This is a genomic window from Halobacteriovorax sp. DA5 (genome assembly GCF_002903145.1).
Lineage (GTDB): Bacteria > Bdellovibrionota > Bacteriovoracia > Bacteriovoracales > Bacteriovoracaceae > Halobacteriovorax_A.
Genome location: NZ_PPDJ01000001.1, coordinates 94,427 through 111,532, shown reverse-complemented (window position 1 = coordinate 111,532; position 17,106 = coordinate 94,427). Strand labels below are relative to the sequence as shown.

Genomic DNA, 17,106 nt, shown 5'->3' with positions numbered 1-17,106 from the left:
TTATTCCTAATTTTAAATATTAATTTTATTATTAATTAGTTGTGCTGTATTTTGTGCTGTATTTTTCTTTCTAATTTCAAAATAAACTTTACTTAGATTCCCCTTCTTAATTGAGAATCTTGTTTTTGCAACAGATGAGCCAAGATCAACAGCTTGTCCCTTTTTTACGCTTGCTGCGAAGTCACCAAGATAGATACTACGAATATCATTTCCATGATCCACCATAATCACATTACCTACGTTGGCCAGTGAACCTACATATTCAACTTTTCCAGCTTTGGTCGCAAAAATTTCTTGTCCACTCTTAACAGTATAAGTAATTCCTTTCTTGCCATTTTCTGTCGAAATAAATTTTTTAACAGGAACAGCAAAATTAGCAACTAACTTAGTCGAAGAGCTACTTGCTTTGTTTTTAATTACTTTTAGTTTTGCTTGAGCTTTCTTTTTAGCAAGTTGTTGTGATTTTCGTAACTTACTATATTCTGATTTTAATTTTTCGTGATTTTCTTTTTCAGTTAAGAATTCTTGAACAGTTGAGCTTTTACGAGTTTCAAGCTCTTGTAAAAGAGTATAAAGCTCTCTTTCTATTTTTACTGTTTCACTCAAACGAGTTCTAAGTTCAAATGTCTTCTTTTTTAGGTCTGTACAATAATCAATTTTTGATTGAATCTCTTTCTTTTCATTCTTTAGAGACTTTAAAAGAAGCTGACTTTTCACAAGGTCTTCGTGCGTCGAGTTTTCCATGTAACTTAAGGCAACATGACGAATCGTCTTTTTCACACGAACTTTATCTGATTCCAGGTCAAATAAAGATTGATTAAGATTTTTTTCTAATTCAAAAATTTGATAATCAAGATCTTGTCTTGATTTCATGGCCTGAAGATAGTCTTCATTCTTTGTCTGTAATTGAGTTTCGATTGATTGAATCGACTTTTTGTAATTGTCGATCTTGCTGCGAGAATCAGTTACCTGCCCTTTAATCGCATTCAAGTTTGGTGCCGCCTCGGCCCTCATTGAAGCTGAAGTAATTAATAGAACTGTGAAAAGAACTAAGCTTTTTGCCATTCAAGTTTCCCGATCGTGTACCACGCAGAAGTTGTTAATAATGCTGCACTTACTATTAATGTAAAAACTTCATCCGGAGAGAAGAAGGCAAATGATAGAGCGCAACCAATAAGAGTTGATGCGATAATATTAACTGTGTACATTTTGAAAGCTACATTCTTCTTTCTTTGAAACTTTTCAATAAGGTAAGAAACCTGCTTTAAGTTGCGCTTAATAGTCATAAAAGCAACAACCCAAAAAAGAGCTAGAACAGTGATTAAAACTTGAAGCGGTCTTCTCTTTAGTTCATTCATTACATTTTTCCAAGATTGTGAATTTGAAATTTTCTTTCTCACACTTCCTAGAACAACATTGTCCTTACCTGTTAAACGAACTAAGTATTCTCTAATAAGGTTAGTCGAACTCTCCGAAACTTTCTCATCTAAAATAATTTTTAACCCCTTCATTGAGATAATTGAAGTAATTTCATCTTTTCCAAGTTCTAGAACATCTTTAAGTTGGTTTGTTACGGCCATGCTCTTTGTTGCACTAATCGCTTCAACACCCTTTACTCCAGGTAGTCCCTTAATCTTTCTAGAAATACTTGATGTGTTTAAATCCCCATCAACGAGAGCATTAAAGTAATACTCATTTTGAATTGCAGGAAGCGCATTTGAAATCTTCTTTTTAAAACTGTCATAGTTAGAAACAGAAATAACAAGAGAGATTGTTAAAAGAGAAAAAAGCGCTTGCCCAAAAAGATTATTTTTTGTGAAACGAGCTAATTCTTTTAAATAAAACATGCATGCCCCGAGTGGATTAGACGAGAGTTATCTAGGTGGATAATTCGTCCCGTGAAACGTTGTACTAATTCGCGATTATGAGAGGCCCAAATAATTGTTGTCCCTCTTTTCGCATTATAGATATTTAATAAATCAAAAAGTCTTTTTGTATTATCAAAGTCTAGTGAACTTGATGGCTCATCCGCAATAAATACGTCAGGCTTTGCAAGTAGCGCGCGAATGATGGCAACTTTTTGTCTTAGTCCCCCATTAGCATCCTTGGCCTTAAGTTTTACGCGATTTTTAATTCCTAGAATTTTAATTAGCTCGTTTAAGTCGCTCTCAAATTCTTTGCGAGAACGATACACACTTGGATCAAATGCAAATTGTAAATTATCGATTAGACTCATATTTTCAATCAGTCTTAAATCTTGAAAAACTTGTGTTGTAAAAACTCGATCATCAATTTTAATCGTTCCGCTCGTCGGTGAAACGTTTCCTGCAAGAACATTTAGAAGTGTTGTTTTCCCCGCTCCAGAAGCCCCGGTAACAAAGACAATTTCACCTTTTCTAATTTGCAAATTGATATTGGAAATGGCCTTGATTCCGTCGAAATCAACAGTGACATTCTCCAGCGTAAAATACATATTCGTATTTAAATTCTGGTTTCCAAATAAATTACTTGCTTGATTCGCGTAACTGCTTGAGATCATTGATATGAGTCCTTCATTTAAATATTCAAATCTTCCTAACTTGAATTGGGCAAAAATCCTCTTTGCCACTCTATAATTTTATAACAAAATCAAATTTTAAGCAAAGGTAGATAAAAAGACCGACTGTGCGCGTCAAATAAGTAAATCTTTATCTTTCACCTGTTGAAGGAAACAAATTTTATACGTAGAATCAGGTGCAAATCAGTTAAAGCGAGGTCAAAGTGCTTGAAAAAATTAATGGAAAGCAAGTCGATGCCCATCTACTGTCTTCCCTCTTACAAGACAGTAGTGTTGATGGAGATTATGAAATTCGAAATCTTTCATTTTATGACATCATCTATGTCATCGACACAGCTGTTGATATTGGCCCGCGATTTAGAACGAAGCGAATTGATGAGGTCGGGATTAATGTGACCCTGGCCTTTACAGATAAAACACTTTGCAATGAATATCTTGATCAAAACAGTCGAATACGTGCAATCACTGTTGGAATGTTATGTGCAGAAGTTGAATCTAATTTTATTGAGGTTATCGCTCTTAACCCAAATTCATCTGGCCGATTCGAAGAGTTTATCTTTGTTCCACCTTACGACAAGCTAACTTGCCAATACATTCTCTCGCCTCGTGATGAAACAATTTCTCTGTTATCAATTGATAATGAATCTCATCGCTTTATGGGTGTTGAGGCAACTTTCTTTTCAATCACAAATAAGACGATGGTCACTTTTGGGCAAGAACAGAGAGAAGAATATCTAAATAATCTCATTGAGAATTTAAGTTTTATCATTCCTCGTATTCCACAAAGAAAAGGAAGTGCTAATATCATTTGCTTACTTTTAAATTTAGAGAATTCTATTGAAGAAAAAGCCTTTGTAAGGGATTACCCAACTTTTGAAGGGTATACTGAAGTACTTTTTGTGAACTCGAATCTTGAGCTACTAACTGGGAAGCTATCAAAAATCGAATACGATGGGGCAAGTCTTGAAGGTATCTACTTACCCCTAATCGAAAGGGCAAAAAAACTTAAATCACACCTTGTTCTTTAAGTAATTTATACGCACCGTCTGAGCAGAAGCAATTCGGTGTATAGCTCATAGTATTTGAAAGCTTTGAGATTATTGAGTTTTCAACATCAGCAAGTAGCTTAACCTGGCCATCATCCAATCTTATTTTTACTGGATCACGCTCTAGTAATAAGTTTGTTAATGTTGTCTTCTTTGCGAGCTCTCTTGGACTCTTAACAAAGATAATCTTCTTTTTAGGAATATCTGGAATAACCCAATCAGCATCACTTCCATTTTCTTTTACGAAGTTAACGATATCAGTGGCCTTATTACCAGTCTTCTTAAAGAGCTTATCATTGAATCCAATATTATCTTGTTCAAGCAAGCTTTGTGAAAAGTCACTTGTATCGATATTCTTAGCGCCATGTCTTAGAAGAAGGATACGTGCCATATCTTTAATATCTGCATACTTATCAAATTGTCCATCTACAAGAAGCTTATGAATTGTATTCATAAAGTATGAATCATTGAATCCGTAAAAACGCATAGGATCGTTACTGATAATATCGAGAAGATCACTGTAGCGATAAATATGACCTTTTTCTAGCATGTGATAGCAAAGGGCATCTGCAATTGCATCATACTTTGATCCACGTGGAGAGCGAATAACTTGCGAGTACCAAGCAAAGCGTGCACTTAAAAAGTCTTCCACACAGTGAAGAGCATTTTCTTTAATTGCAAGAATATCGTGACCTGCTACCTTCTCTGTTGTGAAGTGATGAAGTAGATATTCCCTATCATAAGTTCCATACTTAAGACCTGTGTAGTGAGCATCTCTTAAAAGATAATCCATGCGGTCACAATCAATTTCAGAGTGAAGAATTTGATTAGCAAGGATTGACGAGTGTGTTCCTTTAACAAGATCTGAAACTTCTTGTGGATCAATTCCATGATCTTTTAGAATTCGTGTTAGGCCACCTTCATAGTCAGTATTCTTGATAATGAATGAGCCTAGGTTTTCGTGATCGTCTTGTAATCCCTTTCCACCTTTCTTATTTGTTGTCTCCCCTATCTTGATATAGGCCATCTCAGTTGTATGAGAAAAACAAAATGTTCCAATATCATGAAGAAGAGCTGAGACTCGAATGGCCTGATGATACTTGGCCTCTTTTGATTTCTGCTCTTTTACAAAGAGTTCATTATCTTCAACACCACGGCCAACTGACCTTAGAATAAGATGGGCATTATTAAGTACGCCAATACAATGTCCATAGCGAGAATGCTCGGCACCGTGAAAAACGTAGAATGAAAATCCTAATTGTTTAATCCAACGCAGCCTTTGAAAAAATGGGCTGTGGATAATCTCCATCTCAAGTGGAGTTAAGTCGATGAATCCATATAATGGATCATAAACTTTTAGACCTAATTTAGCGTTTGAGACAACTTCCATGTTGATCCTTTAATATAAATGTACTTGGTTCACTCTCGGCTCTTGCCTCCGTGGACATACCGTACATCCTGTACATAAAAAGCCCGTTAATTAACGGGCATCTTATATTTTATAATGAATTTGTTGATAGATACAAGGATTAAGACTTTTTCTTTCTTCCTCTTTTCTTTACAGGAGTTGTAGCGACTTTTAACGCTTCAAAAATTTTCTTCGCTTCACTTCTTAAGTTATTTTCATAGATAAAGCGGTAAAAATTCTCTAAATCTGGTGAATTTCTGAAGTTCTTTGGTAGTCTATTGTCTTCTGTTGACATGGGCTCTCCTTATTAGACTGACATATTAACTTCAAAAGTACGCTTTATCAATTCTCTTTAAGCTTCTTTAAAGGTTGATTAAGCTTCTTTTGCTTCAATCATACCGTAGCTGTGCAGCTTGTTATAAAGAGTCTTAACTGTAATTCCAAGAACCTTAGCTGTTTTAGTCTTGTTACCACCTAGGTGATCTAGAGTTTGACAGATATGTTCTCTCTCAATTTCTCCTAGCGTCATTTCTCTAAAAATTCTAATTTCTTCTTTTTCTTCATTAATTTCAGCTTGCTCAACTTTAATGCTATCTGCAAGGTGATCTCTTTCAACAATCATTCCTGGAGATAGAACATATGCTCTTTCCATGATTGAGTGAAGTTCTCTTACGTTTCCTGGCCAGTTGTAGTCTTCAAGAAGCTTAACAACACCTGGAGACATAGACTTTTGAGCTTCTGGTAACTTTCCTAAGTTAAGGAAGTGGTTAGCTAGAATTTCAATATCTGACTTTCTCTCTCTTAGTGAAGGAATTCTTAAACCAATTGTTGATAGGTTGTAGAATAGGTCTTCTCTAAAAGTTCCTAGTGCAACACTTTCTTTCATGTTTAGAGAAGAAGCTGCAATAATTCTTACGTTTGATCTTAGTTTTTCATGAGTTCCAACTCTTGAGTAAGCAAGGTCGTTGATAAAGCTCATTAATCTTGCCTGTACTTTAACTGGCATTTTATCAATATTGTTAATGAAGATTGTTCCACCATTCGCTGCTTCTAGAGCACCTTTTTTAATTCTGAAACCTCTTACAGCATCAACTTCTTCTTTTCCGAAGATTTCTGATTCTAGGTACTCATCGTTACCCATTGAACAGTCAACTACGATGAAAGCGTGATTCTTTCTCTCTGAACGACAGTGAATTCTTCTAGCGATCATCTCTTTACCAACACCAGTCTCACCTGCCATGTAAGAGTTAACATCTGATGCAGCTACACGATCAACTGCAACTAGAAGCTCTTGCATAATTTCAGACTTACCGATGATCTCTTTCTCCTGAGTTGTTGAGCGAGATAGAGTAACACCTGGTACAGAGTTCTTTAGTTCAATTTCTTTTTCTTCGATCTTCTGCTTTAGTGATTCGTTAAGGAACTTAGCAGATAGATACATTTTCATATTCTTAAGTGGCTTTTGGATAGAGTTTAGGCTATCGATAACCATGTTAATGTCTTCTTTCTTAAAGTTAACTTCTTCGCTATTTCCTTTGAAAGAAATAGTACCGATGATTACACCATCGATGATCATTGGAACACACAGTTCAGAGTGAGATACTTCTGTTTTTGTCGAAGCAAATAGAGGATCTCTTTGTACGTTGTTTGAGAAGTAAGCACGCTTAGTTTTGATTACGTGTCCTACTGCACCAAGACCTTTTGAAATTCTTTGTGCGTTCTTTACAGCGCGAGCATCTTTAGCAACCATGCGACAGCTTCCGTCTTCGTGTGCAAGGTTTACGATGATTTCATCACAAACGATTTCTGATTTAAAGAATTTTGATAGTTCAGAAAAGAAAACCTGCTCATCTAAAGTTGTAAGAAGTGTAGACAGTAGATTTTCAATTTTTGTTGATTCTTTTTTCATTTCGATTGTCATGTATAAACTCCCGTGTAATTTTTAGTGTGTTTTGCGAAGCGTTAATCTAAATTCATGATACAGCGCGTCTGAATTTTTTACAAGACTAAAATACTCGGTTGTTCAAAAAAAATATAGATATACTGTGATTATAATGACTTAAGCCATCTACCACTTGTACACTTTCCGAAATTTGAGGTCAGTGGCCCTAGGATTTTACCCCAAGTGTCCATAATATAGACACTTTGAGTGGCCTTAGACTGTGAAAGAACCCTCAAACTTGTAAAAATAATGAACTGTCCATCTTTTGAATACTCTGGATCCTCATTTGAACCGAAATCTTTTGTTAATCTAACGAGATTTTGGCCATCAGAACCAACCTTAAAGAGATCAAAACGATTATCTAACCAGCTTGAGAAAACAATTTCTGAAGCACTTGGGTGAAAACGTGGAGTTGCATTGTATTTACCGACATAACTAATACGCTTCACATTCTTCTCTAGTCCACCTGGATCCATTGTGTAGATCATTGGCTTCCCAGGTCTTCCCGATAAGAACGTTAGGATTGAACCATCCGCACTAAGTGATGGATCAACGTCAGGAGCATAGCTTTTCGTTAGGCGTGTGATCGCACGAGTGTTTAAGTTCATACGGTAAAGCTCAGCATTACCTTGATGTGATAGCGTAAGAATAATTTCATCACCATTATTCGTAAAGATTGCACCAGAGTTAATCCCTTGCCTCTTTGATAGAATACTAGTTTTCTTAGTTGCTACATCATAGAGCATTAGGTTGACGTTCTTCTTTGCTCCTTTAACTGACTCATCAATCAAACTGTAAACGATTTTAGATCCATCGTGTGAAACCGCAGGAGAAAGTACAACACCATTGTGCCATGTTAATCTCTTTGGATTGGCACCATCAAAATCCATCATGAATAGTTCTTTCTTACCATCTGGCATTTTATAATCAGAAACGAAAACAATCTTATCTTTGAAGATAGAAGGCTTGCCTACTATTGCACGATAAATCTCATCTGAAACAGCGTGAATGGCAGCTCGATCATTGGCATCATAAGGAATCGACTTTGATATAAGCTCTTGTTCCGCAGCGATATTCCAAAGCTTATACGATAATGTCGTTTGCGTTGCACTTCTAATAATCTTAAATCGAACTAAGAAGTTCGTTTCTTTCGTTTTATAATTTGTAAATCGTACATTATCAAAAGATGTCTGAGAGATACGACGTGGCAGAACGTTGAAATAATTCTGATAAAACTTAAAGTCATTTCTTACAATATTGATGTAGTTCTCTGACTGCTCGACTTCATTAGGTGTAAAAACTCCTTCAGAGAATATTTTTTCAACTAATAAGCTTTCTTTAACAACTTCAGCATCTCCTACAGAGACGACAGTCAGTCCACCATCAGCAATAACCTTAAAACATATAAGTAAAAAAACTAAATACTTCATAAAAACTCCTATATAGGAAAGGCAAGAACGAGTTCACCTGCCACTAGCCTATTAGTAATTTCTTTCTTCGGACGAGGAAATGAGCCTACCGCGCGTATTGATCCCACGGCCTTGCTATCATATTCCGCATTCCCACTCGATTTTATAATTTTATATTCTAATAATTTACCCTGTGAATTGATGAAAACCTGAACGTGACAAGATAATTCAAGATTCGCTAGATACGCTGGAAGTCTCCAGTGCTTTCTAACGGCTTCCATTACAGAGATAACATAATTGTCAAAGTCACCTTGTGCCTGGGCGCTACCAGTTCCTGTATAAGAGGACCCCTCACTTAACTTATTTCCAGCTGCAATAATGTTGCTATAGTCAGTTGTATCTTCAACGACCTTTTGCTTAGGCTTTGCTTTTGATTTCGCTTTCGTATCTGTTTTTACGTTACGATTCGCAAATTTTGACAGCATATCTTTTAAAGACTTCTGCTTTGCCGCTTTTTCAAGAACGGCCTTATCGCTTCCACCTGTCTCCTTTGCCTTTTCCTTAATCACTTCAACTTTTTCTTGAGGCGGAGGAACCATTTTTTTTAGCTCTTGATAAGTCATTTTTGGCATGGCCACAACATCAACCTTAATGGCCTTTCCAATTACACGCACCTTATCTAGGTTGGCCCTCTTTGGATCAAAAGGTGTTCCTAGTTTGAAGATCGATAGAAGATACAGTCCTAGTATTAGGATTGCATGGGCCCCTAATGAGATAGAAATGTATTTATTAAAACTCTTTTCGATACTACTTATCCTCTAACTCTGTTACCAGAGCAATATCATTTATATTATTTGATTTTAAATAAGACATAAGCTTTGCTACCTTACCGTATTCAAGCTGATAGTCAGCTCTAAGGAAAAGAGTCTGTGATTTAGTCTCCTTTAACTTATTTGAAAGTACTGTAATTAGCTCACTTAATAGGATTTTATCCTTTCCAACATAATACTCTTCTGAATTTGTAAAACTTAAAACAACCTGAGAAGAGTTTAAGCTCATGACATTTACTTCTTTCGTTTTTGGTAAAGTAAGTTCAATCCCATTTAACATCAAGGGCGCTGTAATCATGAAGATAACAAGTAGAACTAACATAACATCAACAAGTGGTGTTACGTTGATCTCTGATACCGGTCCATCTCCATTACCACCAGAATTCATACCCATTGCTTACCCCTAAATTATGATTTTGAAGAAATATATCTTTCAACTTCGTTGATAAATTGATTACCAAAAATATGAAGTTGTTCTTTTAACTTATTTCTTCTTTGTCCAAATTTATTAAAATACCAAGTTGCAGGAATTGCAGCAACGAGACCAACTGCAGTTGCAACAAGTGCTTCTGCAATACCTGGAGCAACTGTTTCAAGAGTTGCTCCACCGCTTGCAAGTCCAGAGAATGAATCAATGATCCCCCAAACTGTTCCAAATAACCCAACAAATGGTGTAATCGAGCCAATTGAAGCAAGAGTTGTTAGCCCATTGCTCATTTGCTGATCAACTTCAACTGCCTCGTTTGATAGAGCACGCTCCATTGATTGGTTCGCAATAGACGAATAATGTTCTTTAATAAGTCCATAGTTTTCACCTAAAGCAATTTCTGTTTTTTTAAGTTCTCTATAACCTGAAAGAAATAGTCTCCTTAAAGGACTATCTTCAATTGTTTGAGCATCATGATAAGCCTCCTCTAACGAGTTAACACCACTAAAGAATGTTTTGAACTCACGATTGGCCTTTTCTGTTTTATTAAAGAGTGATCTCTTTTGAAAAATAATAGTCCAAGAAAGCACAGATGCCGCGATTAAAAGAAGTAAGTCTAACTTAACAACAATGCTTGAATCTAAAAGGATTTGGAAAATATCTAAATTATGACCTTCCACTATACTTCTCCTTGCTTTTTTAAAATATATGAATATGCGGATGTAACAATTAATAAACTAATAGCTGGTACTATTAGGTTGCTTAGTTTTGAAAAGAATATCGAATAATATGTACCCCATAATGGGTCATGACCCAAGAAGGCAAAAAGAGGTACAAAGACAATTGATATAAATATCATTCCCTTAAGAACTGAATAATTAAATAAATAAAGATGAGCATAAGCTAAGAAAAATAAGAACATATGCCCAATTTCGAGACTTGTATTTCTTGGGAATAAAACAAAAAGAGATAGATATAAGAAAGATCCCTCAGTTAGAATATGAAATCCCTTACCTACTCTTCTAGACTTTAAAAAGATTTTTGAATTTAAGAACTCAAAGAAGAAAAATACGAAGATTAAGATATTATGAACAACTAATTGCCAAAAACTAAATTGAACATTCTCCATATGCGAAGGTCGACTAAAAAATACAAAGACAATCAAAGTTGCGATCGAAATTAAATAAGTTGGAACATTTACACTATTGTACCAATCGAAAGATAGCTGACTCTTGATATCTTTAAATTTCATATCTGAGAAAAAATAGATTGAAACAAGATATCCCAGAACTCTGGCCGTTACTAAAACTTGCCATGAAAAATCATAAAGCCAATTCTCTACAATTATAAGCTTATGCCCAAGCCTAAAGTGGAAGAACGTAATAATTGAGACAAGAATAAAGTAAATAATCCAGTATATTATTGTCGATGTGGCGTACTTTGCCAGATAAATAGATTTTTCTTTGGCGAATAACTTCATACTAATTCGTCGTTGGGTTTATCCAATTCAATTGCAGCTCAGGCGCTGGATAAATCTTTGAATAATTCTTATAAAGTAAATTCCCTTTTGTTAAAGAATCGATTTTCTCTAATAAGTGATAATAGTTTTTCCAATACTTTGGATTATTTTTTAAAATAATATCCATTTTCTTAGTTGTCTTGAACTGATCTTTGAAAGTAAAACCAGTGTTAAAAACAATATCACTGAATCGAGCCAAAACCTTATGAAATTCTTCTTTTGGAAATTGCTTCTTATAAAAATTATTATTCATTAATTTCAATAGTGTTTCATCATCAAATTTTTTAATAAATTGTTGATCCTCTAATCTAAGTAAATCCTCAAATAGTAATAGAGATATTTGTAGTTTCGATAAATCCATTGCCCTAATAAAAGGGACACTAATAACAAATAAATAGTGATTAGTTGATAGAGGAAAACCAAAGTGTGTCACATTAGGTGAGTTTAAATATAAAATATCAAACTTAATACCAAAATAGCCTACTTCCTTGAGAAACTTTGCATAATATTCACGAACACCAAAATCCGGCTTATGGAAATCCCATTTAAGGACACCAACATTTTTTACTAACCAATATTGTGTCATGATATGCCAAAAATCTTTTCCAGCAGGTGTATTATAAAAGGCTTTCTTTTGAGCATCGACATCAACTTGCTTTTTCTTTGCTTGCTTGGCCTTCTCTTTTGCAGCTTTTTCAAGCCCGTCTTTTTTTAGAACTTTTTGAATTTTATTAAAATTCACAAATTCATTTTCAACAGGAAGGTTATCTTGTGCATTTATGTTAAATAAAAGGAGAAATGATAAGAAGTATTTCATTACTTACTCTCCCCTTTAATAAGAAGGTCTTGAAGCCTTCCCCAGTAATGTATTTCAGTAACACCGATATCAATTTGATCAAAAAATCGTCGATACATATCTTGCCAGCAGCTACTTGGTTTTGTCTGCGCCAAAACATTAGTACTCATAAAGCCTTTATAATTCGAATACTCTACTTGATAGAACTCTGAGATTGGTGAACTTAATACATAAAAAGGTTGTCCACACTCAAATGTAGAAAGTACTCGTGAGAACTTTGATGGGTTTTGATGCAGTTGAGAATAAACTGACTGCACGTAGTAAATCGTCTTCTTCTGCTCACTAGTAGACTGAGCCTTAGTTTGAGCAAAGGCCGGTAGAAGAAGAAAAAATACTACAAATATTCTCATTAAACTTTCCATCTAAATTGAATTGTTTCCCATTCGTGACATTGAGGACAACGCCAGAAAATTTCATCTGAGTTGTATCCACATTCACGACAGTAGTGCTTCGTAAGAGTTTGGTGCATATTTTCCAGAAGATCCTTTGTCTGAGTTACGGCTTCTTCCTTCTTTCCAAGCTCAATTAAAATTTTAATATATTCTGATTTTAAAGCTTGTGAAGTTGCATTTGATTTCTTATCCCACTCACTTAGCAACTCGTATGCTTTATGTAGTTTACTTTGTTGTTTATAAAGTCTGATTTTAGTAAGAATGATAGATTCATTAGAAAGTAATTCTTCATCATTCATTTCTAAAAAGTATTCAATCAGTAAATTCAATCTTTTAAAGTATTTCTCTTTTTCCTCTTCACTTCCCTTAAAACCTTCTTCAAGTGATTCAAATGCAAATGAAGCATACATTGGTTGCTCTTTTAATAGCTCAACAAGATAAAACTTCGCCTCATCTATATTTCCTTCATGAAGAAGAATTCTAAGTTTTAAAATCTTTGCTGAAACAGAAGGAGCAAAGCGAAAACCATCTTCTAAATCCTCAATAGCTTTTGATAGTTGCCCATTTTCAAAGAACTTCTTGGCCTTTTGAACTAGAATATGTGAAATCGTTTCTGATTGATTCTCATGCCCTACTTTTGAAAGCATTATGCGGTAATTATAAGCTTGGTCCCAGTCCCCAATATCTTCATAGATACGGCAAAGAGATTGGATTACATCATATTCATCGCGGTTAATTTTTAAGACATCTTTATAAGTTTCGATGGCCTTATCAACAAAACCACCCTTATCAAAATCAATTGCTAATTCCTTTAGGGCACGAATACGATGAGATTCGGAAATATTATCTCTGGCAATAAGTGAGCGGTGAATACTGATAGCTTTTTCAATTTCACCATTACTTCTAAATAGACCACCAAGTGCAAAATAAGTATCTATTGTTTCTCTATTAATATCGACTGCACTTAGAAACTCTTTAATCGCAAGGTCGCGATTTCCAGAAATTAAGTACTGAGTTGCATTTAGGAATACTTTTGATTGGGCTTCAAAAATCGAGTTACGATATCTTTTCGATAGTTTTACACCTGTGTCCTTCTCACTAAAATAGTGATAGATCAGAATAAGTGTAAATACGAATGCTACAACTGCTAGGATATGATCTTGTAGCCAATTTAAGTATATATGCATTATGCCTCTATTATTTGTACATTAATGTTGTCGAGCTGTTAGCCTTAACAAAGTTTTTAACGGCCCCTTTAACATCTTCTAAATCTTCTAAAATTGAAAAGAAATTAGCTTTCTTTTTAATCTTCATTTCTGAAAGGTTTAAGTCCCCTTCTAGTTCAAGTTTTGCATGAAGTTGGCGAGCACATGGCCAAAGTCCAACAAGATCATCGACAAGTCCAAGCTTCTTAGCTTGTGCACCTGAGAAAACTTGACCTTGAGCAACCTCATCTATTTCTACTGTGATTCTTTCACTACGCTGTGCTGCTACATCGTCTTTAAATTGCTTATGAACATCAAGAGTCATCTCAGTCATAAGAGCTCTTTCTTCCTTTGTCATTGAGCGATTTGGTTGACCAATATCTTTGTAGCGTCCGGCCTTAATTGTTTGTGGGTTAACCATGGCGAATTTATATAATTCAGAAAGGTCAACAAATTGCATGATCACACCAATTGAACCAGTAAGAGTTCCTGGTGATGAACAAATCTTCTCTGTTGCCGCACCAATATAGTAACCACCACTTGCAGCAATCGAAGAGAAAGAAGCATAGATTGGCTTTGGATTCTTTGTTACTTCAGCGTAACTTCCCGCTCCTCTAATTCTTAAAATTTCTTGATAGATTTCTTGAGTAGGTGCAACAGCTCCACCCGGTGAGTTAACTCTTAGGATAATTCCCTTTACCGATTCATCAGCTTCTGCACGATGAAGAAGTTGAATAGTCTTCTTCGCGTCCATGATGACACCTTCTACCTCAATCAGAGCAATCTTATCCTTAGACTTCTTACTCGACGAAGCAAGATCATTATTTCCTTTGAAAATTGTTACCGTATAAGCGGAAAATAAAATTAATACGACAAAGAAAACTGCAACCATTGCCATAAGGCCTATGACCGCACGATCTTTTGATTTTGATTTCGACAAAGCATCCTCCCTGAGCTTATAAATCCTACCCCTCTATCTTCCCAAAAATATTGGATTTCGTAAACTTTTTAACAAGTTACAAACTTGCCGATTAAAGTAAATTTGTCCCTATCCGAAAAGGTATAGGAATCAAACCGCAAATGCGAAGTGAGGGATATATGAAAGGTTTCAGCATTAAGACAATTGCCATAATTACTCTAGTAATTCAGTCTAGCATTGTATTTGCTGAGAAGTATGAAACACCCGCATTTTATCAAGAAGCGCAAAAGCCAATTTCATTCAAAAAGAAAGTAGTTCACCATAAGAGTCAAGAATCTTGGGAAGACTCTTATCAAGTGGAAGATGACTCTAAATCAGAGAAGTCAAAGCGTCTTCCATCTTCAAAGAATACAAAAGTTAAGTATTGGGATTACGAGAATAAGAAGTAATCTTACTTCCAAAGATTTAGATCTTTTTCAAGCTCACTCTTAAGCTGGCCGCAGGCAGCTAAGATATCACTCCCCTTTGTCGTACGAATTGTCGTCGTGATTCCACCATTATCGAGTTGATTTTTAAACCAATTGATACGACTTACACTCGGGCGCTTAAAGTTAGACTCGGGATACTCATTGAAAGGAATCAAATTCACTTTTGATACTTTCTTAGGGAGTAGCTTTAAAAGTGCATCGACATCTTCGGCACGATCATTATATTGATCGATTAAAAGATACTCATATGTAATATAACGATGGGCCTTAAGAGGAATCTCTTTAATGGCCGTTAGAAGTCTATCGAGATCATACGCCTTATTGATTGGCATAAGTTCTGTACGAATTTCATTGTGAGCTGCATGAAGTGAGATTGCGATATTAACAGGTGGAAACTCTTCTAATTTCTTGATAGCCGGTACTAGTCCCGATGTTGAGATCGTCACTCGTCTTTGAGAAAGACCTAATGCCTTTTCATCAACCATAAGCTCTGTTGCGGCCTTTACTTGTTCAAAGTTATGAAGAGGCTCTCCTTGACCCATGAATACAACATTTGAAAGTCTTTCTTCAGGTCCAACGTTTTCTCTTAGGAACTTAGTTACGGCAAGGAATTGTCCAATGATCTCCCCTGCTTCAAGGTGGCGCATAAGTCCCATTGTACCAGTATGACAAAATGTACAACCAATAGCACAACCAACTTGTGATGATACACAAAGTGTCTTGCGATTTGAACGAGCTGGGATCATAACTGTTTCAACAGTTTTCCCATCTCTCATGGCCACAAGAAACTTTCTCGTTCCATCTTTTGATAGTCCATTCCAAACAATTTTAGGAAGTGTAAAATCAAAGTTTTCCTCTAAGAGCTCTTTAAGATTCTTAGAAATATTTGACCATCCCTCAGGATTATATTCGTGTTTTTCATAGACCCATTGAAGAATTTGATTTGCTACAAAAGCCTTCTGACCATTCTCAACGAGGAATGATTTCAAAGACTTAGGTGAAAGCGAGTAAAAAAGCTGCTTTTGCATATGATTCTCCAATATTAGGTGACATTTATATGGTCAGGGACTAAATATTACAAGCTCCTCTGTAGAATTTTTGCTATTTAGCCTATTCTTTGGTCTATTAAGGTTGAAATACAACAAAATCTGATGACATCAGGACAGATAGGAACTGAGATGAAAAAAATTAGCCTATTAATAACTTCCCTACTTCTACTTCAAGGCCATGCCCTGGCCGGAAATAATATGGCCAACCTGATTTATAAAGTTCCGGCAAAAAATAAAATACTTTCAACAAAAGGCTCTCTTAACTGTTTCGATTGTAAAATGCCCTCTAAATTTACAGTCACCATTTGGAATATGTATAAAGGTAAAGAAGATTCTTGGTCAGCAGATTATTTAAAATTAGCTAGTGAGAGTGAAATCATCCTTGGACAGGAGTTCTTACTTCAAGGTGAAATGAAGGACGTCTTATCTAATGCTAATCGCGAAAATATTTTGGCAACTTCATTTTATGATACGAATGGACAAGCAACTGGAGTTTTTACAAGCTCAACAGTAAAGGCCGTAAGTAAACAAGCCTTTCAAAGTAGCGACCGTGAGCCTATAGTTAATACACCAAAACTAGCGCTAATTTCAAAATACCCTGCTGATAATGGACAAATCATTACATTTATAAATATCCATGCTCTTAACTTTGTGGGAATCCAACCTTTCACAATTCAAATTGCAACACTTCTTAGTGCAATTAAAGATAATGCAGGACCAGTTATATTTGCAGGAGATTTCAACACAAATGCTCCGACAAAAACTCTCATAATGAATATGTTATTTAAGAAAGAAGGCTTCAAACAGGCCCGATATACTGGCAGAGATGATCGCATGACTTTTCTAGGACAACCTCTTGATCATATTTGGTATCGAGGGCTAAATCTTATTGAAGCAAGAGTTCTTGGTGAAATCGAAGGCTCCGATCACAAACCTATGCAGGCAGAGTTCGAGCTAATTGATTAAGTATTAGCTTTGACAGTTTAGCTGATAAAAAGAAAAATTCAGCTGCATTTCTTTGCACATTTGTGCTCACTTATAGATAATTAAGATTAAGTA

The 17,106-nt window shown here is 35.4% G+C and carries 19 protein-coding genes; 3 read left to right on the top strand and 16 right to left on the bottom strand.

Annotated elements, in window-relative coordinates:
• Positions 1–12: 12 nt before the first annotated feature.
• From C0Z22_RS00530 to C0Z22_RS00520, 3 genes are read right to left on the bottom strand one after another with little or no spacing between them, the layout of a single operon-like run.
• The gene (locus tag C0Z22_RS00530) at positions 13–1,065 is read right to left on the bottom strand and encodes a murein hydrolase activator EnvC (protein WP_103216375.1); all 1,053 of its coding nucleotides are present in this window, start codon (positions 1,063–1,065) and stop codon (positions 13–15) included.
• Complete coding sequence (locus C0Z22_RS00525) at positions 1,050–1,847, bottom strand: hypothetical protein (protein ID WP_103216374.1); 798 nt, start codon at positions 1,845–1,847, stop codon at positions 1,050–1,052. The genes C0Z22_RS00530 and C0Z22_RS00525 overlap by 16 nt, the downstream gene beginning before the upstream one ends.
• Entirely contained in the window at positions 1,835–2,608 is a 774-nt protein-coding gene (locus C0Z22_RS00520) for a cell division ATP-binding protein FtsE (protein ID WP_146037737.1), read from the bottom strand. Before C0Z22_RS00520 ends, C0Z22_RS00525 begins: the two co-directional genes overlap by 13 nt.
• A 152-nt stretch (positions 2,609–2,760) precedes the next feature.
• Between C0Z22_RS00520 and C0Z22_RS00515 the strand changes: the two genes are divergently transcribed.
• A complete protein-coding gene (locus tag C0Z22_RS00515) occupies positions 2,761–3,585 on the top strand; it encodes a hypothetical protein (protein WP_103216372.1) in 825 nt (274 codons plus the stop codon).
• Here the strand turns inward: C0Z22_RS00515 and C0Z22_RS00510 are convergent.
• The 12 genes from C0Z22_RS00510 to sppA all read right to left on the bottom strand — a co-directional run bounded on the left by C0Z22_RS00510 (position 3,563) and on the right by sppA (position 14,531).
• Positions 3,563–4,993, bottom strand: a complete 1,431-nt coding sequence (locus C0Z22_RS00510; RefSeq protein ID WP_103216371.1) for an HD domain-containing protein — start codon at positions 4,991–4,993, stop codon at positions 3,563–3,565. The genes C0Z22_RS00515 and C0Z22_RS00510 overlap by 23 nt on opposite strands.
• A gap of 139 nt (positions 4,994–5,132) precedes the next feature.
• A complete protein-coding gene (locus C0Z22_RS15950; protein ID WP_158246753.1) occupies positions 5,133–5,306 on the bottom strand; it encodes a hypothetical protein in 174 nt (57 codons plus the stop codon).
• A 78-nt stretch (positions 5,307–5,384) separates the two neighbouring features.
• Positions 5,385–6,932 carry a sigma-54-dependent Fis family transcriptional regulator gene (locus C0Z22_RS00505; RefSeq protein ID WP_103216370.1) on the bottom strand — a complete coding sequence of 516 codons (1,548 nt, stop codon included), beginning with the start codon at positions 6,930–6,932 and terminating at the stop codon, positions 5,385–5,387.
• Between the two features lie 128 nt (positions 6,933–7,060).
• On the bottom strand, positions 7,061–8,383 hold the full coding sequence (locus C0Z22_RS00500) for a PD40 domain-containing protein (RefSeq protein WP_103216369.1): 1,323 nt from the start codon (positions 8,381–8,383) through the stop codon (positions 7,061–7,063).
• A gap of 8 nt (positions 8,384–8,391) precedes the next feature.
• Complete coding sequence (locus C0Z22_RS00495; protein ID WP_103216368.1) at positions 8,392–9,036, bottom strand: TonB family protein; 645 nt, start codon at positions 9,034–9,036, stop codon at positions 8,392–8,394.
• A 133-nt stretch (positions 9,037–9,169) separates the two neighbouring features.
• Positions 9,170–9,586: a biopolymer transporter ExbD gene (locus C0Z22_RS00490; protein ID WP_103216367.1), complete on the bottom strand. Its 417-nt coding sequence runs from the start codon at positions 9,584–9,586 to the stop codon at positions 9,170–9,172.
• A gap of 14 nt (positions 9,587–9,600) precedes the next feature.
• Positions 9,601–10,299 (bottom strand): MotA/TolQ/ExbB proton channel family protein, encoded by a 699-nt coding sequence (locus C0Z22_RS00485; protein ID WP_158246752.1) that lies wholly within the window; start codon positions 10,297–10,299, stop codon positions 9,601–9,603.
• The gene (locus tag C0Z22_RS00480; protein WP_103216365.1) at positions 10,299–11,099 is read right to left on the bottom strand and encodes a hypothetical protein; all 801 of its coding nucleotides are present in this window, start codon (positions 11,097–11,099) and stop codon (positions 10,299–10,301) included. The genes C0Z22_RS00485 and C0Z22_RS00480 overlap by 1 nt, the downstream gene beginning before the upstream one ends.
• A gap of 1 nt (position 11,100) precedes the next feature.
• Entirely contained in the window at positions 11,101–11,955 is an 855-nt protein-coding gene (locus C0Z22_RS00475; RefSeq protein ID WP_103216364.1) for a hypothetical protein, read from the bottom strand.
• A complete protein-coding gene (locus C0Z22_RS00470; RefSeq protein WP_103216363.1) occupies positions 11,955–12,344 on the bottom strand; it encodes an SH3 domain-containing protein in 390 nt (129 codons plus the stop codon). Before C0Z22_RS00470 ends, C0Z22_RS00475 begins: the two co-directional genes overlap by 1 nt.
• On the bottom strand, positions 12,344–13,573 hold the full coding sequence (locus C0Z22_RS00465) for a hypothetical protein (protein ID WP_103216362.1): 1,230 nt from the start codon (positions 13,571–13,573) through the stop codon (positions 12,344–12,346). Before C0Z22_RS00465 ends, C0Z22_RS00470 begins: the two co-directional genes overlap by 1 nt.
• Positions 13,574–13,583: 10 nt before the next feature.
• The gene (sppA, locus tag C0Z22_RS00460; protein WP_103216361.1) at positions 13,584–14,531 is read right to left on the bottom strand and encodes a signal peptide peptidase SppA; all 948 of its coding nucleotides are present in this window, start codon (positions 14,529–14,531) and stop codon (positions 13,584–13,586) included.
• 158 nt (positions 14,532–14,689) lie between these two features.
• On the opposite strand from sppA, the gene C0Z22_RS00455 reads away from it, so the two are divergent.
• Positions 14,690–14,959 carry a hypothetical protein gene (locus tag C0Z22_RS00455; protein ID WP_146037736.1) on the top strand — a complete coding sequence of 90 codons (270 nt, stop codon included), beginning with the start codon at positions 14,690–14,692 and terminating at the stop codon, positions 14,957–14,959.
• A 2-nt stretch (positions 14,960–14,961) separates the two neighbouring features.
• On the opposite strand, the gene rlmN is transcribed toward C0Z22_RS00455, so the two are convergent.
• The gene (rlmN, locus tag C0Z22_RS00450) at positions 14,962–16,026 is read right to left on the bottom strand and encodes a 23S rRNA (adenine(2503)-C(2))-methyltransferase RlmN (RefSeq protein ID WP_103216359.1); all 1,065 of its coding nucleotides are present in this window, start codon (positions 16,024–16,026) and stop codon (positions 14,962–14,964) included.
• A 150-nt stretch (positions 16,027–16,176) separates the two neighbouring features.
• Between rlmN and C0Z22_RS00445 the strand changes: the two genes are divergently transcribed.
• Positions 16,177–17,013 carry an endonuclease/exonuclease/phosphatase family protein gene (locus tag C0Z22_RS00445; protein WP_158246751.1) on the top strand — a complete coding sequence of 279 codons (837 nt, stop codon included), beginning with the start codon at positions 16,177–16,179 and terminating at the stop codon, positions 17,011–17,013.
• Positions 17,014–17,106: the final 93 nt, after the last annotated feature.

What these genes read in the sequence shown, in the direction of transcription:
- C0Z22_RS00470 (WP_103216363.1), bottom strand. Translation starts at nt 12,344, where the DNA reads ATGAGAATATTTGTAGTATTTTTTCTTCTTCTACCGGCCTTTGCTCAA.
- C0Z22_RS00475 (WP_103216364.1), bottom strand. Translation starts at nt 11,955, where the DNA reads ATGAAATACTTCTTATCATTTCTCCTTTTATTTAACATAAATGCACAA.
- C0Z22_RS15950 (WP_158246753.1), bottom strand. Translation starts at nt 5,306, where the DNA reads ATGTCAACAGAAGACAATAGACTACCAAAGAACTTCAGAAATTCACCA.
- rlmN (WP_103216359.1), bottom strand. Translation starts at nt 16,026, where the DNA reads ATGCAAAAGCAGCTTTTTTACTCGCTTTCACCTAAGTCTTTGAAATCA.
- C0Z22_RS00500 (WP_103216369.1), bottom strand. Translation starts at nt 8,383, where the DNA reads ATGAAGTATTTAGTTTTTTTACTTATATGTTTTAAGGTTATTGCTGAT.
- C0Z22_RS00510 (WP_103216371.1), bottom strand. Translation starts at nt 4,993, where the DNA reads ATGGAAGTTGTCTCAAACGCTAAATTAGGTCTAAAAGTTTATGATCCA.
- C0Z22_RS00455 (WP_146037736.1), top strand. Translation starts at nt 14,690, where the DNA reads ATGAAAGGTTTCAGCATTAAGACAATTGCCATAATTACTCTAGTAATT.
- C0Z22_RS00525 (WP_103216374.1), bottom strand. Translation starts at nt 1,847, where the DNA reads ATGTTTTATTTAAAAGAATTAGCTCGTTTCACAAAAAATAATCTTTTT.
- C0Z22_RS00445 (WP_158246751.1), top strand. Translation starts at nt 16,177, where the DNA reads ATGAAAAAAATTAGCCTATTAATAACTTCCCTACTTCTACTTCAAGGC.
- C0Z22_RS00490 (WP_103216367.1), bottom strand. Translation starts at nt 9,586, where the DNA reads ATGGGTATGAATTCTGGTGGTAATGGAGATGGACCGGTATCAGAGATC.
- C0Z22_RS00530 (WP_103216375.1), bottom strand. Translation starts at nt 1,065, where the DNA reads ATGGCAAAAAGCTTAGTTCTTTTCACAGTTCTATTAATTACTTCAGCT.
- C0Z22_RS00465 (WP_103216362.1), bottom strand. Translation starts at nt 13,573, where the DNA reads ATGCATATATACTTAAATTGGCTACAAGATCATATCCTAGCAGTTGTA.
- C0Z22_RS00480 (WP_103216365.1), bottom strand. Translation starts at nt 11,099, where the DNA reads ATGAAGTTATTCGCCAAAGAAAAATCTATTTATCTGGCAAAGTACGCC.
- C0Z22_RS00505 (WP_103216370.1), bottom strand. Translation starts at nt 6,932, where the DNA reads ATGACAATCGAAATGAAAAAAGAATCAACAAAAATTGAAAATCTACTG.